Raw genomic sequence first — 25,214 nt, forward strand, 5'->3', positions numbered from 1 at the left:
CTTTCGGCGATGGCCCAAGCAGGGGGCGAGGAAACCACCAAGGTAGCGCCCCCCCCCCCCCCCCCCCCCCCCCCCCCCCCCCGCCCCCCCCCCCCCCCCCCCCCCCCCCACGGCCGGGCCTTTCGAAAGCCCGCTCCTGTCTGTGCCGGATCGCCGCCGCCTGCTCACCCACCGCTGGATTTCGGGTCAGAGCCGGACGGTCAGGGAGTCCACCGGGAGTGGGTGGTGCCGGTCCCGAACCGCGCCACCTCACGCCCCTGACAGTGGGGGCTGGGCAGGGGCGTGAGGTACGGCGGTTACCCGCCGCTCGCGGAACGCTGCCCGGCACGGCCGCGCGCCGCAGCGAGTTCGGCCTCGATCAGGTCGGTGGCCCGGTCGGCGCCCCCGGCCTCGCGGGCCTGCCGCTTCAGGTCGGCGCTGCGGGCCACCACGGCGGGGTCTGCGGTGAGGGCGAGCAGCGTCTCGCGGAGCTCCACGGCGGTGACGGTGGCCGAGTCGACGACCCGGGCGACGCCGAGCGAGGCCAGTTGGTCGGCGTTCGCGAATTGGTCGGCCGCCTGCGGAACGGCGATCATCGGGGTCCCGCAGTAAAGGCCTTCGCTGCTGCCGCCCATGCCGGCGTGGGTGACGAAGGCGTCTGCCTGCTCCAGCACGGCCAGCTGCGGCACCCACGGGGAAACCTCGACGCTGTGCGGGACGGGACCGAGCTCGGCGGGATCGACGTGGCTGCCGATCTGAAGAACGGTGTGCCAGCCGGGCAGCTCACCGAACGCGGCGATGCAGCGGCGGTAAAATTCGGCCTGCCGGGTGAAGGCGGAGCCGAGCGAGACCAGCAGCACTTTCTCGACACTGTCCGGACGGACCCAGGGACCCTGGTGGGAGCGGTCGCCCAGGACCGGGCCGACGAAGCTGTAGACGGACCGGTCCACCCGGTCGGCGTTCGGCTGGAGCGCCTCCGGCGGCAGAACGAGGCTGCGCACCGGCCGGCCCTGGAACGCCATGCTGTCGGTGACCGACGAACCCTCCGCGGTCAGCCACTTCTCGAACCGCTGGTAATAGGCGGCGCCGCGCGGATCGGCCCGCATCGCCTCGACGACGGGCGCCATCTCCTGCTCGTAGCCGTCCCAGGCCACGAACGTCGAGGACAGCTGGATGGCCGGGATCCTCCACTGCTCGCCGAGTAACCGAGCCGCCGCGCCGGCGATGTCGTAGAGGAACAGATCCGGCCGATCGCCGGCATAGGCGGCCCGCAACTGCGGCAGCATGGCGATGGCGTCGTCGAGGAAAAGGGTGAGCTGCTCGATCGGGTCGTCGGTTCCGGAGCCACCGTCGCCGGGCAGCGTTGATTCGTACGGTTTCAGCTCGGCGCCGGTGCCCTCGATGACCTCGGCGAAGGCGGGGGCATTGGCGTACGTGACCCGGTGTCCGCGCTGCACGAGGGTCCGGATGATCTCCAAGCTCGGGTTGACGTGGCCGTGGAACGGAATGCTGACCATGGCGATGTGCGACACGGAACCTCCGGAGGCTCAGGGAGACGAAACGTTTCGTCTCGTACAAGAACAACACGGCACCCCGGACACGTCAAGACGATACGTTGCGTCTCGCTGTAGGCTGTTGGGGTGACTCCACAGCCCGCCCGTCGCAACGAGCAGTCCCGCCGCGCGATCCTCGCCGCCGCCCTGGAGCTGTTGACGGAGAGCGGCTACTCGGCCGTGACCATCGAGGCGATCGCCGCCCGCGCCGGGGTCGGCAAGCAGACCATCTACCGCTGGTGGCGCGGCAAGGGCGCGGTCATCCTGGACGCGCTCGCCGACAACATGCCGGAGACCCTCGCCTTACCCGACACCGGCGACCTGCGGGCTGATCTCGGCCAGGTCCTGCGGGCCACGGTCGCCGAGTTCGCCGATCCACGGCTGTCCGCCACCACCCGCGCCATCACCATCGAGACACTCGCCGACGAGGAGTTGGCCGACCAGGTGCGCGACCGGCTGCTCCGTCCCCAGCTGAACGCGGTCCGCGCCCGCCTGGAGGCCGCCCGCGAGGCCGGCCAGGTCCGCCCCGACGCACCCTTGGACCAAGTGGTGGAGTTGCTGTTCGGCCCGCTTTACCACCGCTGGCTACTCCGCAACGGCCCACTGACCGACGACTACGCCGACGGCATCGTCGACCTGGCCGTCGCCGCCATCACCCCTCCTGGCACCCGTCCTGGCGGGTGACGCTGGGGCCTCGCCGGCGAAGGTGGCGACCGCGAGATGGATGAGACCGCGTGGAGACTCCCGGGCGGAGAGGTCCCGGAACACTGCGAGCACCGCCCCGAAATCCAGGCGGCACTGCGCGATCCGCACCGGGCACCGGGGCCTGGGCCCCGAGTGCCCACGCCTCCGGACACCCTTGTCGGACACGCCTCAGCCGGCGGAGTGGTCCAAGGCGTCGATGAGTGAGCCCAGGTCGCGTCTGCGTGACGCGGCGATCCATACGGCCCACGTCTTCCGGACGATCGGGTCACCGATCAGCGGGTACCGTGCCATGCCGTCGGGCAGGGGTTGTGACCATCCTGGTGACGCGAACGCGAAGGCCTGCCCGGTGCCGACGGCGGCTAGTTTGACCTCGGCGATAACCGGTCGTTCGTCGTTGTCGGACAGGTTTTCCACGATGATGCCGTGTCCGCGCAGGGTCGCGGTCACCTGGTCGTACCAGGCGGGCGAGTCCGTTCGTGGGAAGCCGATCCAACGCAGTCCGTCGAGCCGATGAAGCTGCACGCCGCCCTCTTCGACCAGTTCGTTGGCACGAGAGGCCGACAGGATCACCCCCATCGATTCCCTGACCGCCAGGACGGCGTCGAAGGCCTGATCGGCGGGCCGGTCGCGGACGAGCGCCACGTCGAGTTCGCGTGCCCGCAGTGCGATCATCTGCACCCGGCTGGAGGAGTGCACCACCTCGATCCTGGTCTGTGGGTGCAGGCTGCTCATCCTCGTCAGCGCGCCCGGTAGCAGGTCGGCGGGCAGTTCGAGCGGGACGCCGATTCGCAGCAGCGTCGGGGTCTCCACGGCCTTGCCGGCGACAGCCCTCACCGCCTGATCATGCCGTTCGATCAGTACATGGGCCTCGGTCAGCAGAAGCTCGCCGGCCGCAGTGGGCTTCACCCCTGTGTGGCTGCGGACCAGGAGCTGGACTCCCAGTTGCCGCTCCAGTCCCTGCACCGTCTGGGTCAGCGCCGACTGGCTCAGGTGCAGACGTCGGGCGGCGCCGGACAAGGCTCCTTCCTCCACCACTGCCACGAATGCCCGCAGCTCGCGAATCTCCATCCGACCATCACATCACGCGACCGGGCGCGATCGAGCCACCACGGTAGAAGCGCTACTTATACCCGGCATCGCCGGATCCGTTCGGCTCCCGCAGCAGCCACGCCGGAACCTTGAGACACCCGAGAGGAGCGTTCCGACCATGGCCCCTACGCCACTTTTCCAGCAGGCTGTCCCGTGGCTCGACGCTCTTGATGCCTCCTCCGCCCGTCTTCAGGAACTGGTGGGCGATCTCACCGTCGAGCAACTTGTGCTGCCCTCGTTCGCCAGGGGCTGGACGATCGCCCAGGTGCTCTCGCACCTCGGTAGCGCCGCGGAGATCTGCACGATTCTGGTCGCCGGCGGACTCGGCGGTGAGCCCTGCGGTCTCCACCGCGATCAGCTGCTCAAGATCTGGGCGCACTGGGACAGCCTGACTCCGGAGGCGCAACTCGCCGGGTGGCGGCGATCGGATCGTGCTCACCTGAGTCTGCTCCGCTCGATCACCCCGGACCAGGCACAGACGCTGCGGGTGCCCTACTTCTCGGGTCCGCTCACCCTCAGCGAGTACGCCGGATATCGCCTGTCCGAGCAGTCTGTGCACACCTGGGATATTGACGTCACGCTCGACCAACGATCCGTGATCCCGTCTGACGAAAGCTACCGCCTGCTGTCGCGGATCAACGTCGTTACGTCGCGGTTTCGCGATGGCGCGACTCTCGATCGCCTCCGTACGAAGGAAATCGCCGTACGGCTCACCGATACGGACCAGGCGTTCAGCCTGTACCTCGGCGCGGAATGCCAGTTGCTGCCGGCGCAGTGTCCCCACTCGGCCGGCACGGTCGTGGCGACCGCCGATGAGCTGGTACGTCTCATCTATGGACGACACCGGGCGACGGATGGCGTCGAGGTCACCGGTGCGGTGACGCTCCACGATCTGACCCGCCTCTTTCCGGGGTTCTGAGCCGCGAGCGTCGTAAGGCTGGCTGGCCCGGCCGCTTCTGGGTTCGTGGCGCCGCCGTGGGCGTAGAGGCGGTCCGTCGTGGGGGGCGGAGCCTCTGGGTCTCGATGTGGCCGAAACCGGTCTGCTGATACCTGCTGTCGCCAACTGATCGGTGGCCGTCGCGTTGCTGCGCAAGAAATATCTGTGTGATGGCGCCCGCGCCGGTCGGGAACCGCTGCCGGCAGAACTCCGCGAGTGGTGGTCCGATGTCGGGGCTAAAACCTGCGCTTATATCGGGTCGCGCCTTTGCCGTTCGTCGCTGTGGGCGCCTTGGCGCAACCTCGAACGAGTTCACCCGTCGAGCCGCAGAAGGAAACCATACGATGGAACTTGAGAACCAGACCGCCCTCGTCACGGGCGGCACCGCCGGCATCGGCCTGGAGGCCGCCCGCCTGTTCGTCCGCGAGGGTGCCAACGTTGTCATCACCGGCCGTGACACAGACCGCGGTCGGCGCGCGGTCGGGGAGATCGGCGCCACCGGCCCCGGCACCGTCCGGTTCGTCCCGGCCGACCTGGGTGAACTCGACTCGGTCCGGTCGCTGGTCGAGCAGTCGGGACCGGTCGACATCATCGTCAACAACGCCGCGGCCTTCCCGGTGGCGACTACGGTCGAGCAGACCGTGCAGTCCTTCGAGAGCATGTTCGATACCAACGTTCGCGGGGCGTACTTCCTGGTCGCGCAACTCGTGCCGGGGATGCTGGCACGCGGTCGCGGCAGCATCGTCAACGTGACCACGATGGCCGCGACGATGGGTGTGCCCGGTGCCTCCGGCTACAGCGCCACCAAGGCCGCACTCGGATCGCTGACCCGTACCTGGGCCGCCGAGTTCGGGCCCAGGGGCATCCGCGTCAACAGCGTCGCACCCGGCCCCACCCGGACCGAGGGTGTCCTCGCCGAATGGGGCGAGAGCATCGAGGACCTGGCCAAGGTCCTGCCGCTGGGCCGGACCGCGCGCGCCCACGAGATCGCCGAGGCCATTCTCTTCCTCGCGTCACCACGGGCGAGCTTCGTGACCGGATCGACCCTGCACGTCGACGCCGGCGCGACCGCCATCTGACGCAGGCGACCGCGGTACACCACCCCACTGGGCGATCGTCAACGTCACGTCGACCGCCGCATCCATCGGCACGCCCACGATGTCGGTCTCCGGCGCGACCAGGGCGGCACCGGGGTCGATCGTCTACCTGTCCTCGGCTGGGCCAGCTACACGACCGGCAGCGTCGTGCACGTCGACGGCGGACGTACGGCGATCCGACCGGGCGCCGGGACTCCCACGGGGACCACCACCCGCGGGCGTCCCGGCCAGGCTTGCCACGCGCCCGTGGGCGTCGGGCCGTACTCAGCTTTTCCCTGGCCAGGCTGCCGCCATCCGTTGACGGGAGCCGGCTAGCGACCGTGACCGGAACTGTTGGCACCGGCTGGCGGAACCCTCGGGGTGGACGGTGCGGCCTCGTGGCGACCGGTGCGGGTGGCGTCGTCGGCGGGAATGCCAGGCTGCACCGCCGGGGGTGGTTGTCTGTTGGTGCGTGGCTTCCGGCGTGGCAGGGGCGAGAGGACGATCAGGATGACGGACCAGAGAGCGGCCAGTGCGGCAGCGAGTCCCAGCGGGTAGTCACGGTCCGGCAGGCCGGGGTTCGGCGGTGCTGAAGGTGGTCGCCAGAGCAGGGGCACCGCGATCAGTACCAGCGTCGCGCTGACCATCAGTCCGGCGGTGATCCAGGTCAGGCGTACCCGGTTGGTTACCAGGCGGCGCAGCGCCAGTCCGACCAGCCCGACCAGCGGTGCCACCAGGGCGTCGTGCAGCAGTGGGCCGCCGATCAGCCACGGCAGGGTGGTGCCGACCTGGGGGAGGAGCAGCCAACCGCCGTACGCGGCGGCGGCGGCGCCGAGCACGAGCAGCAGCAGTCGGACGGTTCTCACGTCAGCACCTCCAGCCGGGCGACCCACTTGGTCTGGAGGACGCCCGGTCGGCTCGGGGCGATGAGGCGGCAGGGGTATCCGTGGTCGGGGGACAGTTCCGCGCCGTTGACCCGTAGTGCGAGCAGGGTCAGCGGGTCGCCGGCGTGGGCCGCCGGAAGTGTGCTTGCGGCGTACAGGCCGTTGGTTTCCAGTGACGAGATCCGGACCGGGCGGCCGGTCGGCGCGCCGGCTCGCCGGAGCAGGTCGACGATGGGCACTCCGGTCCAGTGCGCGGAGGCGCTCCACCCCTCGACGCAGGCGATCGGCAGTTCGGCCGTGCGCTGTGGCAGGGCTGCCAGCTCGGCCAGGGTCAGGGTCTGCTGCCCGCCCGGCCAGACGATCGCCAGCCGCCAGTCGGGTGGTACGACGATGCCGGCGGCCGCCGCCGTACGGTTGATCGGTATCCCTTGCGGCCCGGCGGCGGAGCGCCAGGCCAGCGGGGACACCCGGCGCAGGAGCGGTACGGTGACCCCGGCGGTGGCGAGCACGGCGATGCCGGCCGCGCCCGCCGACGTACGCAGGAACGCCCGCCGCCCGGACATCTCCTGGTCGTCGTGCCCGGCCCCGGCGACGGTCGTCTGCCGCAGTGACGTGGTCAGCGCCGCGCGGGCGACCGGGAGCTTCACCGCGATGTGCACCAGCAGCGCGCCGACCGCCAGCCAGGCGACCGCGTAGTGCGCGGCGGGGAAGAAGAACCCCCACGGGTACGACTGGGCGACGTTGAACAGGCCGGTGACGAGTTCGAAGAACGCGGCGCAGACCAGGACCAGGATGGAGAGCCGTTCGAGCGCGTGCCCGGACAACCGGAACGGCTGGCGCAGCGGCGGACGGGTGAACAGCCGGGGGTAGACGCTCCACAGTTTGGCCAGCAGCAACGGGATCGCGGCGACCCCGGAGAGCACGTGGACGCCCTGGGTGATCCGGTAGAGGTTGACCGGTCGGGTCGGCCAGGTGAACCAGCCCGGCGGGTGTTGGATGTAGTGACTCAGTAGTCCGGTGACGAAGCACAGCCCGAATGCCACCCCGAGCCAGAGGCCGAGTCGGGCGGCGACCAGCGGTGAGTGCGCCGGCGCGGTGAAGTCCTCGGGGGCGGGTACGCGCGGCCGGCGGATCATCGGCGTACCAACTCGGCGAACCAGCGCGGACCGGACCGGAAATCGCTGGCGACCCGCAGGCCGGCGGCGGTGCTGGTACGCGCCACCGCCTCGGCCCCGACCCGCGCCCAGCGAAACGCCGGCCCCGCTCGTCCGACGTCACCGGATGGTCCGGACAGGACGTGCGCGTGCCCCCTCCACAGCCCGGCGCCCGGAGGCTGCACCTCGACCACCAGCGTTCCGTCCGGCGCGATCAGTGCGGCGCACCGGCGGAGCAGTCGGACCGGGTCGCCGCCGATGCCGATGTTGCCGTCGACGAGCAGGGCGTGTGCCCACCTTCCCTCACCGGGCAGTGGGTCGAAGACGTCGCGTCGCAGGGCCGCCACACCCCGGTTCCGGGTCAGGCGTACCGCCTCGGCGGAGATGTCCACCCCCAGTGCGACCAGGCCGCGCCGGGCGAGTGCCAGGGTGAGCCGGCCGGGCCCGCAGCCGAGGTCGATCGTGGGTCCGGTGCACCGCGCGGCGACGGACTCGATCGCCGGTTCGGGCGGGCCGTGCCACCGCCGTACTGGTAGGGGGTCACGTCGTCCGTCGGCGTGCACCAGCCAGTGTGCGAGCCGGGCCGGGGCCGACGAGTCGATCGGCGCATCGAACTCGTCCTGGTCGGCGGGCCACCCGTCGAGTCCGCCCAGTACGACATCGAATCCGTTGAGATTGATCGCCGCGCTCACCGTCGCCCCCCGCCCACCAGTCGGGGGCCCACCGACCCGACCTCGTCCGCGAACCGGGTTCCGGGTAGGTCGGCCGCGACCGCCAGCGCCGTCGACCAGTCGTCGACATCAGTCAGGACGGGCAGGATCGCCGGGTGCACACCGCGCCCGTGAAGGGCGGCGAGGGTCCGTCGCCCGGTCTCGCGGGTTGACATGGGTACGCCCCGCAACGCGCTCGCGTACGCGGGATCGCGCAGCCCGAGTGCCCACCAGCCGCCGTCGACCGCCGGTCCGAACACCGCCTCGCGTTCGGCGAGCCGGCCCAGCGCGGCGGTGAGCACAGCGGGCCGGATCTGCGGGGTGTCCATGCCGATCTGCAGTACCGGTCGGCCGGGAAACGCCGCGCCGGCGTCGACGTGCGCGTTGCTGAGGCGGTCGGCGAACGTGTCGCCCCGCTGGGGGAGGAGGTGCCAGCCGGCCAGCGCGGCGGTCAGCTCCGCGCCGTACTCGGCATCGGCCAGCCGCCCGGTGTACGCCAGGACCGGGGTGGTCGACGTAGTGGCGTCAACGGCCGCGAGGGTGTCCAGCAGTGCCGCCGCCGCGACCCGGGCGGCCTGGGCGGGGGTGGCCGGCGGGCAGAGGCGCGTCTTGGCCAGCCCCGGCACCGGTGCCTTCGCGACCACCAGCAGGATGTTCACCGGGCGCCGCCGACGCCACCGCGCAGCACTCCGGCGAAGTCCCGGGTGGCGCGCCACGTGCCCCGGACCGATCCGGAGACCTTCGATCGGGTGCCGGCGGCCCTCGGTGCGTACGCCACGTCGAACTCGTGGATCCGCCAGCCCGCCCCGGCCGCCCGGAGCAGTAGTTCCAGGGGGTAGCCGAAGGCGCGGTCGGTGACACCGAGCCGCAGCAGCGCCGCCCGGCGGGCCACCCGGATCGGGCTGATGTCGTACACCGGCACGCCACGGCGCCGCAGCAGTGCGGCGACCAGCGCGTTCCCGGTACGGGCGTGCCACGGCCAGGCATCCGCGGAGACCGCCCGGCGACGCCCGACGGCGAGGTCCGCCCGGCCGTCGAGCACCGCCGCGACGAGCCCGGGCAACTCGGCCGGGTCGAACGAGCCGTCCGCGTCGAGTACGCACACGAGTTCCGCGTCGGCCGCCACCAGGCCGGTGTGTACGGCGGCGCCGTACCCGCGTCTCGGCTCGTGGACGACCCGGGCACCGTACGCCGCGGCGACCTCGGGCGAGCCGTCGGTGGAGCCGTTGTCGACCACGACGGCCCGGTAACCGGGCGGCAGACCGCTCAGTACGGCAGGGAGTGCGGCCGCCTCGTCCAGGCAGGGCAGCACCACGTCGATTGTTGTGCGCATACCGGGGACGCTAGGCCCGCCAGGAGCCGTCCGGACGGCTCTTGCGTCTTACGGATCGCTTACATGGCGGCGGATCCTTACGAGTCCCTGACGTAGTCGCCGCTCGGCTGTCGGATTCCTGGTCGGAGGTCGTAACGTCGGCCGTCATCATGACCTTGACGACCCGGCCGGGACGCCCCCGGTCCGCCGATCCGATCGTCCTCGCGGCCGAGGCGGTGCTGCTCGCCGCCGCCATCGCCGTCGGCGTGCTGCTCAACCATCGGGGAGTGCGCCTCTACGCCGACGCCGCTCCGCTCTACGCCGCCTGGGGTCCCCATCTGGGTCTCGGCACCCCGGCCGCACTTCTCGTCGCGGTGCTGTTCGTCTGGCGGGGGACGAGATGGGGGACCGGCACGTCCTGGCCGCGCCTGCTGGTCGGCGGCTATCTCGCCTCGGTGCTCTGGACGCTGTCGCTGGCCCTGGTCGACGGCTGGTCGGCCGGGTTGACCGAGCGGTTGACCGTGCAGGCCGAGTACCTGCACGAGGTGCCCCGGGTGACGGACGTCGGGGTGATGCTGTCCGGCTTCGCCGGCCGGATTCTCGACTTCCAGCCCGACTCCTGGTCCACCCACACCGCAGGCCATCCACCGGGAGCGTTGCTGCTCTTCGTCTGGCTGGACCGGATCGGCCTGGGCGGCGGCACCGCCGCCGGGCTCGCCTGCGTGCTGCTCGGAGCGACCGTGTCGGTGTCGGTTCCGGTGACGCTGCGGGCCCTCGGCGCCGAGGACGCCGCTCGGGCGGTCTGGCCGTTCCTGATCCTCTTCCCGGGTGCGGTCTGGGTGGGCGCGTCCGCCGACGGGATCTTCGCCGCGGTGGTCGCGGCCGGGCTGGCGCTGCTCGCGGTGGGTGGCCGGGCCGGGGCCGTACTCGGCGGACTGCTGCTCGGCTTCGCGCTCTACCTGTCGTACGGGTTCGTCCTCGTCGGGCTGCTCGCGTTGACCGTGGTGCTGCTCCGGGCCCGGGATCGCCTCGGCGTGGCGCTGGTCGCGGCGACGGGGGCGGGGGCGGTTGTCGCCCTGTTCACCCTGTCCGGGTTCTGGTGGCTGGACGGCTACCACCTGGTGGCGCGGCGCTACTACCAGGGCTGGGCGGCGGAACGTCCGTACGGCTACTGGATCTGGGCCAACCTTGCCGCCCTGCTGCTCTCGGCCGGCCCGGTGATCGGGCCGGCGCTGCGGCGGGCGGCGGCCGTCGTACCGATCCGACCCCGTCGCCGGGCGGTCGCGGCGACCCTCCGACAACGGTTCGTATCCGCCGGACCGACGGTGTGGTTACCCATCGCGGCGGCGGTGGCCGTGCTCGCGGCGGACCTGTCCGCGCTCAGCAAGGCCGAGGTGGAGCGGATCTGGTTACCGTTCGCCGTCTGGTTGCTGGTCGCCACCGCGCACCTGCCCACCAGCCACCGGCGGTGGTGGCTGGCGGCCCAGGCGGCGACCGCGCTCGCCGTCAACCACCTACTGTGGACGGTTTCCTGACCGTTGCCGGGTCCCGCATCACCGCGGTGGTGAAGTCGGCGACGCCGGCCACGAAACCGGTCCGGGCCGTGAAACCGAGCAGCCGGGTGGCGCGGGCCGGATCGGCGACCACGTGCCGTACGTCGGCCGCCCGCCCACCCCCGACCACGGTCGGCATCGGCCCGCCCATCGCTTCGGCCAACGCGTGGGCGAGTTCGCCCACGGTGTGCGGCTCGCCCGAGCAGACGTTCACCGCAACCAGCGGGTCCGGTGCCGGTGTGGTCAGCGCCAGCAGGTTCGCCGCCGCGATGTCGCTCACGTGGACGAAGTCGCGCCGCTGCCGGCCGTCCTCCAGGACCCGGGGCGGTTGCCCGGCGGCCAGGGCAGACCGGAAGATCGACGCGACCCCCGCGTACGGGGTGTCGCGGGGCATCCGCGGACCGTAGACGTTGTGGTAGCGCAGCGCCCAGACCGAGCCGCCGGTCTGCCGGGCCCAGGCACCGGCGAGGTGTTCCTGGGCCAGCTTGGTGGCGGCGTACGTGCTGTGCGGTTCCAGCGGTGCGTCCTCCGGCACCAGACCGGGGGCGAGCGTTCGGTCGCAGCGGGGGCAGGTCGGCTCGTACCGGCCCTCGGCCAGGTCGGCGGCCCGGCGGCCGGCCGGCCGGACGACTCCGTGTGCCGGGCAGTGGTAGCGGCCCTCGCCGTAGACCACCATCGAACTCGCCAGCACCAGGCGACGTGTCCCGGTGGCGTGCATCGCCGCGAGCAGAGTGGCCGTGCCGAGGTCGTTGTGGGCGGCGTACCGGGGGGCGTCGGCCGGATCGATGCCGTGACCGACCATGGCCGCCTGGTGACAGACCGCGTCGATCCCGCCGAGCAGCCGGGTCAGCAGTTTGGTGTCGCGTACGTCGCCGACCACGAGATCGTGCCGTCGCGCCCACGGCGGTGGCGTCGCGCCGTGCGCCTCCGGCAGCAACGCGTCCAGGGCCACCACCTCGTGCCCGTGTTCGCTGAGCAGGTCGGCGACGTGTGAGCCGATGAACCCGGCCGCACCAGTGACAAGTATCCGCATTCCGGTCACCGTATGACCCCGCGTACGCCCACACCCGGTGGCCGGCGCAGCCGTAAGAACCCCGTTAGGTTTCGCCGGCTCGGGCGGACCCCGGTGCCTGGCTACGCTGGGCCGATGGACACGCGGGCGGACAGGTCGACGGGCCGGAACGGGGGACGTTCGTGACACAGCGGGTGCTGGTGGTCGACGACGACCGAACCGTCAGCGACGTCATCTGCCGTTACCTCGAACACGACGGCTTCCAGGTGACCCACGCCTCCGACGGGGAGGCGGCACTGGCGGCGGTTGCCCAGCAGGCGCCACACCTGGTTGTCCTCGACCTGATGCTGCCCCGGATCAACGGCCTGCAGGTGTGCCGGGAACTGCGGGCCCGGCCGGACGGCGTACCGATCATCATGCTCACCGCGCGCGGCGACGAGTCCGACCGGATCCTCGGGCTGCAACTCGGCGCGGACGACTATCTGACCAAGCCCTTCTCGCCTCGGGAACTGGTCCTGCGGGTCCGTTCGGTGCTCCGCCGTGCCGGCCGCGACCCGCTACCCGACCGGCCGGAGGCGCTCACCGACGGCAGCCTCGTGGTGCGCACAGCGTCCCGAACCGCTCGCCTTGCCGGAACGGAACTGGCCCTGACACTGCGCGAGTTCGACCTGCTCGTCCACCTGCTGCGGCATCCTTCCCGGGTGTTCAGCCGGGCGGAACTGCTGGAGCGGGTCTGGGGCTGGGACTTCGGCGACCATTCGACCGTGACCGTGCACGTACGCCGGCTACGGGAGAAGATCGAGGACAACCCGGCCGATCCGCGACGGATCGTGACCGTCTGGGGCGTCGGCTACCGGTACGAGCCGGCCGATGCGTGACCTGCTGCTGATCTTCGCGATCTCCCTCGGTGCGGCCCTTGCCATCGGACTCGCCGGTGCGCTGCTGCTGCGCGCACTGCGGCGCAGTTCGATCGCCGTGCACCTCAGCGTGCTGCTCACCACCACGGTCGTCGCGGTCGCCGTCGGTGTGCTGGCGGTCGCGGAGGCGATGTTCCTCTCCCCACACGACCTGGAGGTGGTCCTGATCACCGTCGCGGCGGCAGCGGTGGTCAGCCTCGCCGTCGGTGGGCACTTCGGCCGCCGGCTGGCACTCGCCGCGATCTGGCGTGATCAGGCCCGTGAGCGGGAACGGCAGCTGGAGAAGGGGCGCCGTGACCTGGTCGCCTGGGTCTCCCACGACCTGCGTACCCCACTTGCGGGACTCCGGGCGATGGCGGAGGCGCTGGAGGACCGGGTGGTCCATGACCCGGACACGGTCGAGGAGTACCACCGCCGGATCCGACTGGAGACCGACCGGATGACCCGTCTCGTCGACGACCTGTTCGAGCTGTCCCGGATCAACGCCGGGGCGCTACGACTGTCGCTGAGCGCCGTATCGCTCGGCGAGGTGGTCTCGGACGCGCTGGCCAGCACCACCCCGTTGGCCGACGCCCGGCGGATCAAGCTTGTCGCCAACGAGTCGGGGTGGCCGACCGTCGCCGCGAGCGAACCGGAACTGGCCCGGGTCGTGGCCAACCTGCTGCTCAACGCTGTCCGCTACACCCCGGAAGACGGAACGGTGCGGATCGAGGCCGGCCGGGAGCGGGACCACGCCTGGCTGTCGGTGGCCGACACCTGCGGCGGCATACCCCCGGCCGACCTGCCCCGACTGTTCGACGTCGCGTTTCGGGGTGAGCCGGCCCGCACTCCTGGACCGGGCAACGGCGACGGTTACGCGTCCGGCGGGCTCGGCCTGGCCATCGTCCACGGGCTGGTCGAGGCCCACGGCGGGCGGGTCGAGGTACGCAACACCGCCGAGGGCTGCCAGTTCGTGGTCCAGTTGGCCATTGCCTGACGAGCCGTACGCCCGGAGTCACCTGCAGTGCCGTGCGGGGGCGGCAGCGGTCATCACGCTGCCCATAGGCCGGAGCTCAACCATCTGGGATGAGCCCTCAAGGGAAAACGCACCCGGTCCGCATCGAAGTGAGCCGGGGGACGGCCGCCTGGAGCGGCCGTCCCCCGGGGGCTTGCGGATGGGGCGGGATTGCCCGGGGTTCAGCGGTTCGTCACCCCGCCGCCGGAGGCTGGCTCGACCCGCTCGAACCGTACCCGGTTCAGCCATCCCGGGAGGTCGCTGAGCACGTACAACTCGCCGTGCACGTCCGTGCCGATCGCGGTCGGCTGGGTGGGGAAGTTGCCGATCGTGGCGGACTCGTAGCCGCCGTCGGGCTTGGGGCGCACGGCGAACACGCGGGTCGAGCAGTAGTCGCTCGCCACGTAGGTCCCCCACGCCTCGGGGGTCCGAGACCCTCGGTACACCACGCCGCCGGTCACCGCGCAGTTGTCGTTGAAGTGGTCGTACTCGAAGACCGGGTCGGTGTACCGTCCGCCCGGCCGGCATTGCTGCGGGTCGAACACCGGGGTGCCTTCCTTGCAGGACCAGCCGAGGTTCGCCCCACGCTGCCACGGGCGGATGTGGTTGATCTCCTCGACGATGCCCTGGCCGACGTCGCCGATCCACAGCGAGCCGTCGACCGGGTCGACGGAGAACCGCCATGGGTTGCGCAGCCCGTAGAGCCAGATCTCTGGCCGCGCGCCACGCGTGTGGACGAACGGGTTGTCGGAGGGCACGCAGTAGGGCTTCGCTCCACAGGTGCGGTTGACGTCGATCCGCACAATCTTGCCGAGCAGGGTGCCGAGGTTCTGACCGGCCTTGAACGGGTCGTTCGCGTGGCCGCCGTCGCCGAGGGACCAGTACAGGTAGCCGTCGCGGCCGAACGCTACCTGTCCGCCGTTGTGGTTGCCGTACTCGGCGTGCTCCTGGGTGAGCAGCACCTGCACCCGTTCGGGAGCGCCGATGGGCACCCGCGCCAGGGTCAGTGTGCCGGACGGCAGGCTCGTGTAGGCCACGTAGAGGATCCCGGTCCGCGCGAAGTTCGGCGCGGGCGTGATGCCGAGGAGGCCGCGCTCGTTGTCCGACGTGTCGATCCGGGCGCTCAGGTCGAGCACCGGCGCAACCGCCAAGCCGGTGGCGGGGTGGTAGGCGCGGACGGTGCCGTTCTTCTCCGCGATCAGCATCCGGCCGTCTGGCAGCCCGGTGATCGCGATCGGACGCTGCAGACCGAAAGCCACCTGTTCGGATACCACGGTCAGCTCGGCGAGTGGCGTCGCGCGGGTGTGGGATGCGCCGGCCGCGGCGGTGCTCACCATCGACACCGGTGGCAGCAGGATGGCAGACAGGGCCAGAACGAGCAGTACGGCCAACATGGTGGCCGGGCGACAACGCCGTCGCGACATGGTTCGGCTCCTTGGGCGAAGTGAAGTGGCAGGCGTGATCTGGGAGCGTTCCCACAATAGATTTATTGACATCGATGTGCAACCTGCCGGATGAGCAGCCGCGCCTTCGACCCGGACGAGCGGCATGGCGGCGCGCCGCTGTCCTGTTCTGGACAGCTCCGCCCTCTCCTCGAATGCACATGACAGGCGCTAGGTTGGGCCGACTGTCGGAAGTGGAGACGGAGCGTGGCGTGCAGGACCTCGTGCGGGTCGAACTGCCGGACGGGCAGTGTGTGTGGGCCAGGGTGGACGTGTCTGGGCCGCGTGACGTGGCGTTCCAGCGCACCCCGCAGGTGCTGAAGGGCCTCACCGAGACCGTTCGCGGTGTCGCGACCAACGTCCGCGACGGGCTGCGCGGGCTCAACCCGGACGAGGTGACCGTCGAGTTCGGCGTCGAGCTGGCGATGGCCGACGGTGGGCTGGTCGCGGCGCTCGCCGGGGCCAAGGTGAACACGTCGATCGCGGTCACGCTCGCCTGGCGACCCGAACCGGTGCCGGGGACACCGGCGGGACCCGACCCGGTCGACACCGTACCCCCGGACCGGGCCCGACCCGGATCTGATGCGCGGAGCTGACCGCCTCGCGGGCCTGCTGCGGCACACGGTGGTACAGGTGGTCACGGGAGGTCGGTTCGGCAGCGGCGTCCTGGTCGCCCCCGGTTTCCTGCTCACCTGCGCGCACGTGGTGGCATCGGGCGCAGGTACGGCCGTGCGCGTCCGCTGGGCCAACGAGGAGTACGCCGGCACCGTGCGGTACGCCTCGCCGCCGACGCGCCACGGCGCCTGGGAGTACCCGGACCTGGCGGTGATCGAGCTGGACCAGCCGCCCGACGGGCATCCCTGTGCCTGGCTGGACCAGCGCTGGCCGTCCATCGGCAACCAACTGCTGGCGCTCGGCTTCTCCGACGTCTACCGCGCCGGTGCGGTGCCGCACCCCGCCTTGCTCGACTACGACGGGTCCCGCCCGTACGGCGACGGTGACGGCGACATGTTGCAGCTCGCCGGCCGGGAGATCGCCGAGGGCATGTCCGGCGGGCCGGTGTTCAACCCGGCCACCGGTGGAGTGTGCGGGCTGGTCAAGGCGACCCGGCTGCCGAACGCCGCGCTGGGCGGGCTGGCCGTACCGGCCAGGGCGTTGCGGCGGGCCGATCCGGACCTGTACCGGCAGGTCGTACGGGCGCACGACCGGTTCCACGCGGCGGGCGGTGACTGGGCCGAGGCGGTCGACGAACTCACCACCCCCGCGGGTGAGCTGGAGTCGGCCGAGGAACGGGCGCTTCGTGGCCTGCTCGCCGCGCTGCCGGTCGCCGACGACCACAGCGGCCGGATGGTCCAGGCCGGTGGTCCGCTCTGCCAGCCCCGCCCCGGTGACGTACTGGTCGACCACGGTGACGTGGTCACCGAACTGTCCGAGCTGGTGCCGCCGCGCAGCGGCCTGCCGTACGTGCTCGGGTACGCCGCCGACCTGGCTCGGGACCATGCCGGCGCCGCCGGGCGCGGGCTGCGGGACTGGGTGCTGCTGACCGCCGGTCGGCTCCGGCTCGGCCCGGCGGCCCAGGCCCGGCTGGACGATCCGGCGGCGACGCCGGCACCCGCCTCGGTGATGGTCCGGCTCCGCCCGGCCGGCAACGACCGGCACCGGTACCGGCTCACCGTGTGGCGTTACACCGACGCGGTCGACGTGGTGCCGGCCGTCGACGACCAGGCGGCGGTCCCGTTGGCCGAGGCGTGGCGCCGGCTGCGCGAACTGCTGCCGGAGCAGATCGACCTGCTGGCGCGGCGGCGGACCCGGGTGATGGTGGAGTTCTTCCTGCCGCAGGACCTGATGGACACCGACGTCGACCACTGGCGGCTGTGGCCGGCGCAGCCCTGGTCCACTCTCGGCCGCCGGCATCCGGTGCTGGTCCGGGACGCGGCCAGGCTGGACGACGGCCGGGTGCGGTTCGGCTGGGAGCGCCGCTGGGACCGGCTGGGCGACCAGGGGTTGGACCGGATGCTGGAGTTCGTCGGCTGCGCCGACGGGCGGGGGCACGAGGAGCTGGAGGGTTGGATCGAGCCGGAGGAGAGACGGTCGGCACTCGTGTTCGCCGGGTCGCCGCTGGCGCCGACCACCCGGCCCGCCATGGAGGTGGGGCTGCCGGCCGGGGTTCCGGTGATGATCTGGCGTCGCTCCGGTTGCGCCGGCTGTGCGGATCCGACCGGTGCGGCGTGTGCCGGCAATCGGTTCTTCACCGGCCTGCGGGCGGCGCTCGCCGACGTACCCGTGACGGAGCTGCCGGACCGGGTGCGGACGCTGCGCAACCACGCCAGCCAGAGCGCCGACGACGACCACTGCGGACGCGGAATCGTGCTGCTCTGCGACGACCCACGGCGGCGCCCGCCGCTGGACCGGATGGTGCTGCCGGAGGAGAGGTACGAGCATGTCTGACTGGCTGATCTTCAAGGGCACCGGTACGCCGCACGACGGCATCTCCCGGTTGCCGTCCCCACCACCGTGGCGCAGCTACCAGGGCGGGCCGGTCAATCCGCTGCCCCGGTCGGACTCCTCCGCGCGGGTCCGGCGGCAGGCGCTCGCCACCACCTACCAGGCCGACCCGCACACCGTGGAACTGGTGAACACGGCGCTCTACCTGCGTCGGCCGCTGCTGGTCACCGGGGATCCGGGCGTCGGCAAGTCCACCCTGGCCTACGCGGTGGCGCACGAACTGCGGCTCGGGCCGGTGTTGCGCTGGCCGATCACCAGCCGTTCCGTGCTGCGCGACGGGCTGTACCGGTACGACGCGGTAGGCCGGATCGAGGACGCGAGCGCGGGCGCGGGCGGCGACGGCGATCTCGGCCGCTACCTGCGGCTGGGGCCGCTCGGCACCGCGCTCGCGCCGTACGCGTCACCCCGTGTGCTGTTGGTCGACGAGGTCGACAAGGGTGACATCGACCTGCCCAACGATCTCCTCGACGTCTTCGAGGAGGGCGAGTACGAGATACCCGAGCTGTCCCGGATCGCCGACACCACACCCCGGGTCGCGGTACGTCCGGCCGACGACGGTGAGCGGATCGTGGTCAGCAAGGGTTCGGTCACCTGCCGGGCCTTCCCGTTCGTGGTGCTGACCAGCAACCGGGAGCGGGAGTTCCCACCGGCGTTCCTGCGTCGCTGCGTCCGGTTGGACCTGGCGGCCCCGGACCGCGACCGGTTGACCGCGATCGTCGAGGCGCATCTCGGCACCGACGCGGCCGACGGCGCCGCCGACCTGGTCGCGGCGTTCCTCGCCCGCCGGGAGACCGGCGAACTCGCCACCGACCAGTTGCTCAACGCCGTCTACCTCACCACCCGGTCCGCCGGGGAGCATCAGCCGAGCCGGGAACGCCTCGCCGAACTGGTGTTGCGGCATCTGAGCTCGATCGGCTGACCGGCGTGTACGTCGAGCGGCTGCGTGCGGTGCTGACCGCGGCCGGCCGGCAACCGACAGCCCGGGAACTCGCCGAGGTTCTCTGGCTGGCCGGGCACCTGCCGGGCGGTCCGGACGACCCGCCCGCGCCGCCGGCCGGCGAGCCGGACCAGCCGGCCGTACTGCCCGCGCGTACGCCCGAGGGGCCGTACCCGCAGTCGGACCCGGTGCCGCCGGTCGAGCCGGGGCCGGAGCAGCCGGACCCACTGCCGCTGTACGTCCCGGACGCCCCGGACGGGGCGGGCGACGAGGAACTGCTGTCGGCCGCCCCGGTCCGGGCCCGGACCGACCCCGCGCTGCCCTCCCGGCTGGCCGTCCTGCGGGCACTGCGGCCGCTGAAACGGTCGGCGCCCTCGACCCGGAGCCGGGAGATGGACGAGCAGGCGACCATCGACTGGTACGCCGAGCGGCGCCGCTGGCTGCCGGTGTTGCGGCAGGTCACCGACCGGGCCCTGGATCTGGCCCTGGTGGTGGACCGGGGTCCGGCCGGGGCACTCTGGGACGGTCTGGTCGGCGAGGTGCTCGCGATCTGCGGGCAGCTCGGTGCCTTCCGTGACGTCCGGGTCCGCTACCTGGCCACCGATTCGGCCGGGCGGCTCGGTCTTGCCGTCCGACCCGGCGACACCGAGGGCCGGTTGCGTGGCCCGGCCGAGCTGGCCGACCCGTCCGGCCGACGGCTGGTCCTCCTGCTCAGCGACTGCGTCGGCGCGGTCTGGCAGACCGCCGCCGCCCGGCGGATGCTGGCCGGTTGGGCCCGGCACGGTCCCGTCGCGATCCTGCAACCGTTGCCCGAGCAACTGTGGTCACGCACGAGTCTGCCGCCGGTGGCCGGGGTGCTGAGGGGCGCCGGGTTCGGCCGGGCCAACATCCACCTGTCGTTCGCCGCGCACCAGCGGGAGCGGCGCCCGTCGGCGCCGGGCAGCGTGCCGGTGCCGGTGCTGGAGATCTCACCGGACTGGTTGGCACCGTGGGCGCGGCTGGTGGCCGGCGCGACCGAGGCCGGCGTGGACGCCATGGTGGCACTGGTCGGTACGGACGAGGTGGTGCCGGTGGTCGAGCCGCCACCGGCCGACCTCACCCCGTTCGACCGGGTGCTGCGGTTCCGCGCCGAGGCGACCGTGGACGCGTACCGGCTGGCCGGCTACCTGGCGGTGGCCCCGCTCACCCCGTCGGTCATGCGGGTGGTGCAGTCGGCGATGATGCCCCGCTCCCGGCCCGCGCACCTGGCCGAGGTGTGGTTCTCCGGGCTGCTCCGGCCGGTGCCGGGCGGTGGTCCGGAGCAGTTGTACGACTTCGTGGACGGCGTCCGGGACGTGCTGCTCGGTACGCTGCGCCGGCACGAGGTGGTGCGGGTCGACGAGGAGGTGTCCCGGTTCGTTGAGCCGGGGTCGCGGCGGGGCGGCAGACCGTTCACCGCCGCGGTACCGGCACCCGGCGGCCCGCTGCGACTCTCTCCGCTGAGCCGGCCGTTCGCCCGGATCCGGGCCCAGGCGTTGGCCCGGCTGAACCCACCGGCACCGGTCGCGTCGATCACCGTGCCGACGACGCCCCGTCCACCGGCACCGGCATCGTCGCCGCCCGCCGTCGGACCGGACCTGCCGCCCGCCGTCGGACCGGACCTGCCGCTCGGCGGCGCGGCCGGTACCGGACCCGCGCCGGCAGCCGTGGAGCCGAACGACGGGTCATCGGCCTCGTCCTGGCTGCCCGACGGGCCGCCGACCGGGCTCGCCCGTCTGCGTGAGCTGCTGAGCACCGGCGCGCACGACCGGATAGTCGTCGTCACCAGCGGGCCGGGCGGCGACGCTCTCCGCGCCGTCCTCGACGCGGTACGGACCTGGTTCCCCGACCGGGCCCTGGTGACCAGCCTGTCGGACCGGATCCCGAAGCACCAGCCGAGCGTGCTGCTGCTGCCCGACGCGTCGACCGGATACCTGGGACCGGACAGCGTGCAACTGGCCGCGCGTACGCGGGAACTGCTCGCCCGCGACGACGTGGTGGTGCTGGCCGTCATGCGTCCGGCCCGGCTGAGCATCCTGCGGCACGGTCAACAGGGACTGTCGGACGCGGCCCGGCAGTTGTTCCGGGACGCGGTCGACGTGAGCGTTCCGGGTCGTGCCAGGTTCGTACCCCGGCGGGCCCCGGAGACGGTGGCCCGGCCGCCGGGAAAGGCGACACTGGCCAGTGCGCGGTCCCGGGCGCTGCTCATCGGCACCTCGGACCGCGTCGACCGGTCGGCCGTCGACGAACTGGAGCGGCTCTGGGCGGCACTGACCCGGATTCCCGGGCTGCCGGAGGCGAACGTGGTCCTGCTCGCCGACGGGGATCCGGCGCACCTGCTGCGGATCGTCCGGGAGTTCGCCGACGAGGCCGACGACACGCTGCTGGTGTGTTACGCCGGGCCGAGCACCGTCGGCCGAGCCAACGAACTGGTCCTCTCACCGGAGGAGGATCCGTCGGTCGACCGGCCGGACGCACTCTCCTATGCGGCGCTGGCGAACGTGCTGGCGGCGGGGCGGGCCGCGCCGATCCTGGCGATCGACAGCCCCGATCCGGAGGCCGTGTGGCTGACGGCCGTACCGGATCGGCTGAACCTGATCACCGCCCGGCGGCCGGTCCGACCGGGCCGCGGACCACGGGCCTCCGGGCTGCTCACGGAACTGGCCGACCTGCTCGACCGGCCGGATTCGGAGGCCGGGTCCGAACTGACGCTGCGCTCGATCGTCCGTCAGCTCGCCCACGACCCGGGGATCCGGCACCGGATCTGGCAGCCGGACATCACCGTGGCGCCCAACCCGGCGCATCGGGCGCCGGTGCAGCCATCGGCGCAGCCGCCGCCCGCCGCGCGGCGGGCCGCCGACCACCCGGCCTCCTCCACGCGGGCGGAGTCTTCGCCGGAGGGCGGCCCGGCCGCGCCGGGCGGCCCGACCGGAGCCGGGAAAGCCTCCGTCACCAGCGTGAAGCTGTTGGTGGCCGGCGGTTTCGGCGTCGGCAAGACGACCTTCGTCGGCAGCCTGTCGGAGATCGCTCCGGTGATGACCGAGCGGATCATGACCTCCGCCGGGGCCGGCGTCGACGACCTCGGGGGTACGCCGAACAAGACGACCCTGACCTGCGCGCTCGACGCTGGACGGGTGAGTCTCGACAAGGACCTGATCGTTTACCTGACCGGCGTACCCGGCGCTACCCGGTTCTGGTTCAACTGGGACTTCCTGGTCCTCGGCTCGGTCGGCGCCGTGGTGTTGGCCGACACCCGACGGCTCGCGGACAGCTTCGCCGCCATCGACTATGTCGAACAGCGGGAGCTGCCGTTCGTCGTCGCGCTCAACGTGTTCGACAAGCGGACGGGGCACGAGGTCGAGCAGGTCCGGCAGGCGCTCGCGCTGCCCCCCGGCGTGCCGGTGCTCTGGTGTGACGCCAGGTCGCGCGAGTCGGCCAAGTCCGTTGTCATCACGCTGTTGGAGTACGTCCTCGGACTGGCCTCCAGCCGGGCGAGGTCGGCCGCGCCGGGTTCCGGGTGATCCGTTTCTCGACCGGCCGGCACGGCCCCCTGTCTCGCCTCGCGCGGCCGTCTCCGATACGTTGATGGATCATGATCCCGTCTCGTCGTCACCTCGTCCTGGCCGGGGCCGCCGTCGTCGTCCTCGGCCTGGCGTCGCTCGCCGTCTTCCAACTCCGTGGGGACGAGCCGGGGCCGCAGGCGCCACCCACCCGGGTCGTCCAACCCGGCGCTCCCGGACAACCGGGCCGAGTGCTCTCCGAGAGCGAGATGTCCGCCCTCTCGGCCCCTGGCCACACGGTCGCGGACACGTTGTTCATGCAGCGGATGATTCTGCATCACGCGCAGGCACTGGAAATGACCGAGCTGGTGCGGGACCGGGCGGGCAACCCGGATCTGCCGATGCTGGCCGAGCGGATCAAGATCTCCCAGCAGGACGAGATCGCCCAGATGGAGCGCTGGCTCAAGGAGCGCGGTGTGACGCCCGACGGTGCGCACGCGCACCACACGGGACACGACACGCTGATGCCCGGCATGCTCGACGACGAGCAACGCGGTCGGCTGGAGCGGGCCCGGGGGACCGAGTTCGACCGGCTCTTCCTGGAGCTGATGATTCGCCACCATCAGGGGGCGTTGACAATGGTGCAGGAGTTGTACGCCGCCGGCGGTGGCACCGAACCGGCCAGTGACCGGTTCGCCCGCGAGGTGAACGCCGACCAGAACATCGAGATCCAGAGCATGCAGGCACTGCTGGCCAGGCTCGCCGTCTGACCGGGAAACCGCCGGGTCCGACGCGAATCCGGGGTGCCGGTGGCCCGGTGTCGCTGGGCCGGACGTGGCGGGGGCGCGGGCCGCGGCGTCCGCCACAGCCCGCGCCCCCGTTGCGGGCACCCGCTATCGGGCCCTCGTCAGGCCAGGCTGCCGCACTGGCCGGTGGCCGGACCGTTCACCGTGTTGCGCGCACCGAGGTTGATCGGCGCGGGCGTGTTGCCGGAGCAGGCGAGCGGACCGTTCAGCGTGCTGTCGGCGATGATCGGCGCGACCGTGCCGGTGCCGCCGTTCAGCACGACCGGGCCGTGCACGGTGGTGTCCACGACCGCGACGCTGCCGGTCGTACCGTTGACGCTCACCGGACCGCGTACGGTGCTGTGGTAGAGCTGCACCGTGGCGGCCTTCGACGCGCTGATCGGCCCCGAGACGGTCGAGTCGAGGCTGAGCAGCGAGGCACCCGCGCGGACGGTGACAGGCCCGGAGACAGTCGCGCCGTCCAGACAGGTCACCCCGGAGACGGTCAACGGCCCGTTGTGCCGACCCGAGATGGTCGACGTGCAGGTACGGGCGAGCTGGTCGAACCGGGCCCGGGCCACGGCGAAGCTCGGCGCCCAGTTGGTCTTCGTCTGGTGCTGGGCGTTGAACTCGGGCAGCTTCACCTCGCGGGCTGCGGCGACCTCCGCCTCGGTCAGGTGCTGGCTGGGCCGTAGACCGAGGACGTCGAAGCCACGGGCGATCTCGCTGCCGTAGATCTGGCCGTTGTACCAGTACGCCGACCAGAATCCGCCCAGCATGATCGCGGTGGGGCTGATCGGGCCCCGGTCGAAGAAGCCGATCTCCTTCGGGTGGGCCGAGTCGGTGAAGTCGAGCAGCGAGACGCCGCCCTGGTACCACGCCTGGACCATGATGTCCCGGCCCGGTACGGGCACCAGCGAGCCGTTGTGGGCGACGCAGTTCTCCTGGAGCGTCTGGGGCACCGGCAGCTTGTAGTAGCTGGCGAACTGCATCTTGCCGTCGACGATGTCGAAGATCGCGTTGGCGCCCCAGTTCGGCTGGTCGGTGGTCCGGCAGCGTGCTGCGGTGCCGCCGCCCCACTCGTCGGTGAAGATCACCTTGGTGCCGTCGTTGTTCAACGTGGCGGAGTGCCAGTACGCGAAGTTCGGGTCGGAGACCTCGTCGAGCCGGACCGGGTTAGCCGGGTCCGAGATGTCGATGAGGATGCCGTTTCCTTCGCACGCGCCGGCGGCCAGGCCGATCTCCGGGTAGGCGGTGATGTCGTGGCAGGCGTCGGTGATGGGCTGCGGGCTGTACGCCGAGCCCGAGGGGTGGGTCGGCGCGGGCAGGGTGTTCTGCAGGCCGTCGACCGCCCCGGTCTCCGGGTTGGCGAACAGCCTCGGCCCGCTGACGAGCGCGGCCTGCTCCGGCGTGGAGAGCGGAACCTTGATCACGTCGATCCGCCAGCGCGACGGGTTGTCGCCGCTGGCGGGGTTGTTGTTGCAGCCGGGCAGCGTGGTCGCCGGTCGCACCCCGGCGGTGCCGGAGACGTAGACGTAGAGGTTCTCCCTGTCGTCCGGGTCCGCCACCACGGAGTGGGTGTGCGAGCCCCGACAGGTCTGCACCGCGGCGACCTGGACCGGGTTGGTCACGTCGCTGATGTCGAAGACCCGCACGCCCTGGAAGCGGATGCCGGCACTGGGGTTCGTGCCGCAGTCGAGGCGACCGCGGGTCTCCTCGACCGACATGAACAGCAGGTCACCGTAGACGGACAGGTCGCCCTGACCGCCCGGGCACACCACGTTGGTGACGTTCGTCGGGCGGGCCGGGTCGGAGATGTCGAAGACGTTGAACCCGTTGAAGTTGCCCATGAACGCGTAGTTGCCGCTGAACGCGAGGTCCGAGGTGGCGAACCCGAAGTCGCCCGGGTTGGCGGGGTTGACGAAGTTCGCCGGCTTGTCCTGATGGGCGAGCAGTTCGAGGTTGCTGATCGCGCTCTGTGCGTCCAGCCAGCCGGCGCCGAGGCCGATCCGGGGATCGGTCTCATCCTGCGCCGACGCCGCGCCGGGCAGCAGGCCGACCAGGAGCAGCACCCCGGCCACCGCGCCGACCGCGCGTCTTCCGTTTCTTGGTTTCCGATTCGACTGAGATGTCATTCGTCGCGCCCTCCGTG

General features: G+C 71.9%; 21 protein-coding genes and 1 pseudogene. 12 read left to right on the forward strand and 10 right to left on the reverse strand.

Annotated elements, in window-relative coordinates; genetic code table 11:
• Nucleotides 1-296 precede the first annotated feature (296 nt).
• Nucleotides 297-1,496 carry a macrolide family glycosyltransferase gene (locus ACZ6QQ_RS31070; RefSeq protein WP_465881253.1) on the reverse strand — a complete coding sequence of 400 codons (1,200 nt, stop codon included), beginning with the start codon at nt 1,494-1,496 and terminating at the stop codon, nt 297-299.
• A gap of 123 nt (nt 1,497-1,619) precedes the next feature.
• On the opposite strand from ACZ6QQ_RS31070, the gene ACZ6QQ_RS31075 reads away from it, so the two are divergent.
• Complete coding sequence (locus ACZ6QQ_RS31075) at nt 1,620-2,216, forward strand: TetR/AcrR family transcriptional regulator (RefSeq protein ID WP_465881137.1); 597 nt, start codon at nt 1,620-1,622, stop codon at nt 2,214-2,216.
• A 189-nt stretch (nt 2,217-2,405) separates the two neighbouring features.
• Here ACZ6QQ_RS31075 and ACZ6QQ_RS31080 read toward each other — a convergent pair whose 3' ends face one another.
• Nucleotides 2,406-3,305, reverse strand: a complete 900-nt coding sequence (locus tag ACZ6QQ_RS31080) for a LysR family transcriptional regulator (protein WP_465881138.1) — start codon at nt 3,303-3,305, stop codon at nt 2,406-2,408.
• Between the two features lie 139 nt (nt 3,306-3,444).
• Between ACZ6QQ_RS31080 and ACZ6QQ_RS31085 the strand changes: the two genes are divergently transcribed.
• Both ACZ6QQ_RS31085 and ACZ6QQ_RS31090 read left to right on the forward strand, forming a co-directional pair.
• Nucleotides 3,445-4,245 (forward strand): maleylpyruvate isomerase N-terminal domain-containing protein, encoded by an 801-nt coding sequence (locus ACZ6QQ_RS31085; protein ID WP_465881139.1) that lies wholly within the window; start codon nt 3,445-3,447, stop codon nt 4,243-4,245.
• A gap of 362 nt (nt 4,246-4,607) precedes the next feature.
• Nucleotides 4,608-5,342: an SDR family NAD(P)-dependent oxidoreductase gene (locus tag ACZ6QQ_RS31090; protein WP_465881140.1), complete on the forward strand. Its 735-nt coding sequence runs from the start codon at nt 4,608-4,610 to the stop codon at nt 5,340-5,342.
• Nucleotides 5,343-5,671: 329 nt separating this feature from the next.
• Here ACZ6QQ_RS31090 and ACZ6QQ_RS31095 read toward each other — a convergent pair whose 3' ends face one another.
• Genes ACZ6QQ_RS31095 through ACZ6QQ_RS31115 form a run of 5 tightly spaced genes read right to left on the reverse strand, consistent with a single transcriptional unit; the run spans nt 5,672 to nt 9,420 of the window.
• On the reverse strand, nt 5,672-6,205 hold the full coding sequence (locus tag ACZ6QQ_RS31095) for a hypothetical protein (RefSeq protein ID WP_465881141.1): 534 nt from the start codon (nt 6,203-6,205) through the stop codon (nt 5,672-5,674).
• Complete coding sequence (locus tag ACZ6QQ_RS31100; RefSeq protein ID WP_465881142.1) at nt 6,202-7,359, reverse strand: molybdopterin-dependent oxidoreductase; 1,158 nt, start codon at nt 7,357-7,359, stop codon at nt 6,202-6,204. Before ACZ6QQ_RS31100 ends, ACZ6QQ_RS31095 begins: the two co-directional genes overlap by 4 nt.
• Nucleotides 7,356-8,069: a class I SAM-dependent methyltransferase gene (locus tag ACZ6QQ_RS31105; RefSeq protein WP_465881143.1), complete on the reverse strand. Its 714-nt coding sequence runs from the start codon at nt 8,067-8,069 to the stop codon at nt 7,356-7,358. Before ACZ6QQ_RS31105 ends, ACZ6QQ_RS31100 begins: the two co-directional genes overlap by 4 nt.
• Nucleotides 8,066-8,746, reverse strand: a complete 681-nt coding sequence (locus ACZ6QQ_RS31110) for a TIGR04282 family arsenosugar biosynthesis glycosyltransferase (protein ID WP_465881144.1) — start codon at nt 8,744-8,746, stop codon at nt 8,066-8,068. Before ACZ6QQ_RS31110 ends, ACZ6QQ_RS31105 begins: the two co-directional genes overlap by 4 nt.
• On the reverse strand, nt 8,743-9,420 hold the full coding sequence (locus ACZ6QQ_RS31115; RefSeq protein ID WP_465881145.1) for a glycosyltransferase family 2 protein: 678 nt from the start codon (nt 9,418-9,420) through the stop codon (nt 8,743-8,745). Before ACZ6QQ_RS31115 ends, ACZ6QQ_RS31110 begins: the two co-directional genes overlap by 4 nt.
• A gap of 149 nt (nt 9,421-9,569) precedes the next feature.
• Between ACZ6QQ_RS31115 and ACZ6QQ_RS31120 the strand changes: the two genes are divergently transcribed.
• The gene (locus tag ACZ6QQ_RS31120; RefSeq protein ID WP_465881146.1) at nt 9,570-10,934 is read left to right on the forward strand and encodes a hypothetical protein; all 1,365 of its coding nucleotides are present in this window, start codon (nt 9,570-9,572) and stop codon (nt 10,932-10,934) included.
• Here the strand turns inward: ACZ6QQ_RS31120 and ACZ6QQ_RS31125 are convergent.
• Nucleotides 10,906-11,985, reverse strand: a complete 1,080-nt coding sequence (locus ACZ6QQ_RS31125; protein WP_465881147.1) for an NAD-dependent epimerase/dehydratase family protein — start codon at nt 11,983-11,985, stop codon at nt 10,906-10,908. The two genes, ACZ6QQ_RS31120 and ACZ6QQ_RS31125, sit on opposite strands and share 29 nt — an antisense overlap.
• 161 nt (nt 11,986-12,146) lie before the next feature.
• Here ACZ6QQ_RS31125 and ACZ6QQ_RS31130 point away from each other — a divergent pair, with 161 nt between their 5' ends.
• Nucleotides 12,147-12,842, forward strand: coding sequence for a response regulator transcription factor (locus ACZ6QQ_RS31130; protein ID WP_465881148.1), 696 nt, complete (start codon nt 12,147-12,149; stop codon nt 12,840-12,842).
• Complete coding sequence (locus ACZ6QQ_RS31135) at nt 12,835-13,857, forward strand: sensor histidine kinase (RefSeq protein WP_465881149.1); 1,023 nt, start codon at nt 12,835-12,837, stop codon at nt 13,855-13,857. The genes ACZ6QQ_RS31130 and ACZ6QQ_RS31135 overlap by 8 nt, the downstream gene beginning before the upstream one ends.
• Nucleotides 13,858-14,057: 200 nt before the next feature.
• Here ACZ6QQ_RS31135 and ACZ6QQ_RS31140 read toward each other — a convergent pair whose 3' ends face one another.
• Complete coding sequence (locus ACZ6QQ_RS31140; protein WP_465881151.1) at nt 14,058-15,299, reverse strand: PQQ-dependent sugar dehydrogenase; 1,242 nt, start codon at nt 15,297-15,299, stop codon at nt 14,058-14,060.
• Between the two features lie 230 nt (nt 15,300-15,529).
• Between ACZ6QQ_RS31140 and ACZ6QQ_RS31145 the strand changes: the two genes are divergently transcribed.
• From ACZ6QQ_RS31145 to ACZ6QQ_RS31170, 6 genes and pseudogenes are all read left to right on the forward strand, one after another.
• Nucleotides 15,530-15,913 (forward strand): CU044_2847 family protein, encoded by a 384-nt coding sequence (locus tag ACZ6QQ_RS31145; RefSeq protein WP_465881152.1) that lies wholly within the window; start codon nt 15,530-15,532, stop codon nt 15,911-15,913.
• A complete protein-coding gene (locus tag ACZ6QQ_RS31150) occupies nt 15,900-17,765 on the forward strand; it encodes a VMAP-C domain-containing protein (protein WP_465881153.1) in 1,866 nt (621 codons plus the stop codon). The genes ACZ6QQ_RS31145 and ACZ6QQ_RS31150 overlap by 14 nt, the downstream gene beginning before the upstream one ends.
• Nucleotides 17,758-18,741 carry an AAA family ATPase gene (locus tag ACZ6QQ_RS31155; RefSeq protein WP_465881155.1) on the forward strand — a complete coding sequence of 328 codons (984 nt, stop codon included), beginning with the start codon at nt 17,758-17,760 and terminating at the stop codon, nt 18,739-18,741. Before ACZ6QQ_RS31150 ends, ACZ6QQ_RS31155 begins: the two co-directional genes overlap by 8 nt.
• Before the next feature lie 29 nt (nt 18,742-18,770).
• A pseudogene (locus tag ACZ6QQ_RS31160) lies at nt 18,771-20,153 on the forward strand (SAV_2336 N-terminal domain-related protein); the annotation flags it as partial.
• Nucleotides 20,154-21,734: 1,581 nt separating this feature from the next.
• Nucleotides 21,735-22,298: a GTP-binding protein gene (locus tag ACZ6QQ_RS31165; RefSeq protein WP_465881254.1), complete on the forward strand. Its 564-nt coding sequence runs from the start codon at nt 21,735-21,737 to the stop codon at nt 22,296-22,298.
• Nucleotides 22,299-22,369: 71 nt separating this feature from the next.
• Nucleotides 22,370-23,047: a DUF305 domain-containing protein gene (locus ACZ6QQ_RS31170; protein ID WP_465881156.1), complete on the forward strand. Its 678-nt coding sequence runs from the start codon at nt 22,370-22,372 to the stop codon at nt 23,045-23,047.
• A gap of 137 nt (nt 23,048-23,184) precedes the next feature.
• Here ACZ6QQ_RS31170 and ACZ6QQ_RS31175 read toward each other — a convergent pair whose 3' ends face one another.
• Nucleotides 23,185-25,197 carry a hypothetical protein gene (locus tag ACZ6QQ_RS31175; RefSeq protein WP_465881157.1) on the reverse strand — a complete coding sequence of 671 codons (2,013 nt, stop codon included), beginning with the start codon at nt 25,195-25,197 and terminating at the stop codon, nt 23,185-23,187.
• Nucleotides 25,198-25,214: the final 17 nt, after the last annotated feature.

It is taken from the genome of Micromonospora sp. NPDC049529, assembly GCF_055586685.1.

What these genes read in the sequence shown, in the direction of transcription:
- ACZ6QQ_RS31115 (WP_465881145.1), bottom strand. Translation starts at nt 9,420, where the DNA reads ATGCGCACAACAATCGACGTGGTGCTGCCCTGCCTGGACGAGGCGGCC.
- ACZ6QQ_RS31125 (WP_465881147.1), bottom strand. Translation starts at nt 11,985, where the DNA reads ATGCGGATACTTGTCACTGGTGCGGCCGGGTTCATCGGCTCACACGTC.
- ACZ6QQ_RS31120 (WP_465881146.1), top strand. Translation starts at nt 9,570, where the DNA reads ATGACCTTGACGACCCGGCCGGGACGCCCCCGGTCCGCCGATCCGATC.
- ACZ6QQ_RS31080 (WP_465881138.1), bottom strand. Translation starts at nt 3,305, where the DNA reads ATGGAGATTCGCGAGCTGCGGGCATTCGTGGCAGTGGTGGAGGAAGGA.
- ACZ6QQ_RS31100 (WP_465881142.1), bottom strand. Translation starts at nt 7,359, where the DNA reads ATGATCCGCCGGCCGCGCGTACCCGCCCCCGAGGACTTCACCGCGCCG.
- ACZ6QQ_RS31085 (WP_465881139.1), top strand. Translation starts at nt 3,445, where the DNA reads ATGGCCCCTACGCCACTTTTCCAGCAGGCTGTCCCGTGGCTCGACGCT.
- ACZ6QQ_RS31155 (WP_465881155.1), top strand. Translation starts at nt 17,758, where the DNA reads ATGTCTGACTGGCTGATCTTCAAGGGCACCGGTACGCCGCACGACGGC.
- ACZ6QQ_RS31070 (WP_465881253.1), bottom strand. Translation starts at nt 1,496, where the DNA reads ATGGTCAGCATTCCGTTCCACGGCCACGTCAACCCGAGCTTGGAGATC.
- ACZ6QQ_RS31170 (WP_465881156.1), top strand. Translation starts at nt 22,370, where the DNA reads ATGATCCCGTCTCGTCGTCACCTCGTCCTGGCCGGGGCCGCCGTCGTC.
- ACZ6QQ_RS31140 (WP_465881151.1), bottom strand. Translation starts at nt 15,299, where the DNA reads ATGTCGCGACGGCGTTGTCGCCCGGCCACCATGTTGGCCGTACTGCTC.
- ACZ6QQ_RS31135 (WP_465881149.1), top strand. Translation starts at nt 12,835, where the DNA reads ATGCGTGACCTGCTGCTGATCTTCGCGATCTCCCTCGGTGCGGCCCTT.
- ACZ6QQ_RS31090 (WP_465881140.1), top strand. Translation starts at nt 4,608, where the DNA reads ATGGAACTTGAGAACCAGACCGCCCTCGTCACGGGCGGCACCGCCGGC.
- ACZ6QQ_RS31175 (WP_465881157.1), bottom strand. Translation starts at nt 25,197, where the DNA reads ATGACATCTCAGTCGAATCGGAAACCAAGAAACGGAAGACGCGCGGTC.
- ACZ6QQ_RS31150 (WP_465881153.1), top strand. Translation starts at nt 15,900, where the DNA reads ATGCGCGGAGCTGACCGCCTCGCGGGCCTGCTGCGGCACACGGTGGTA.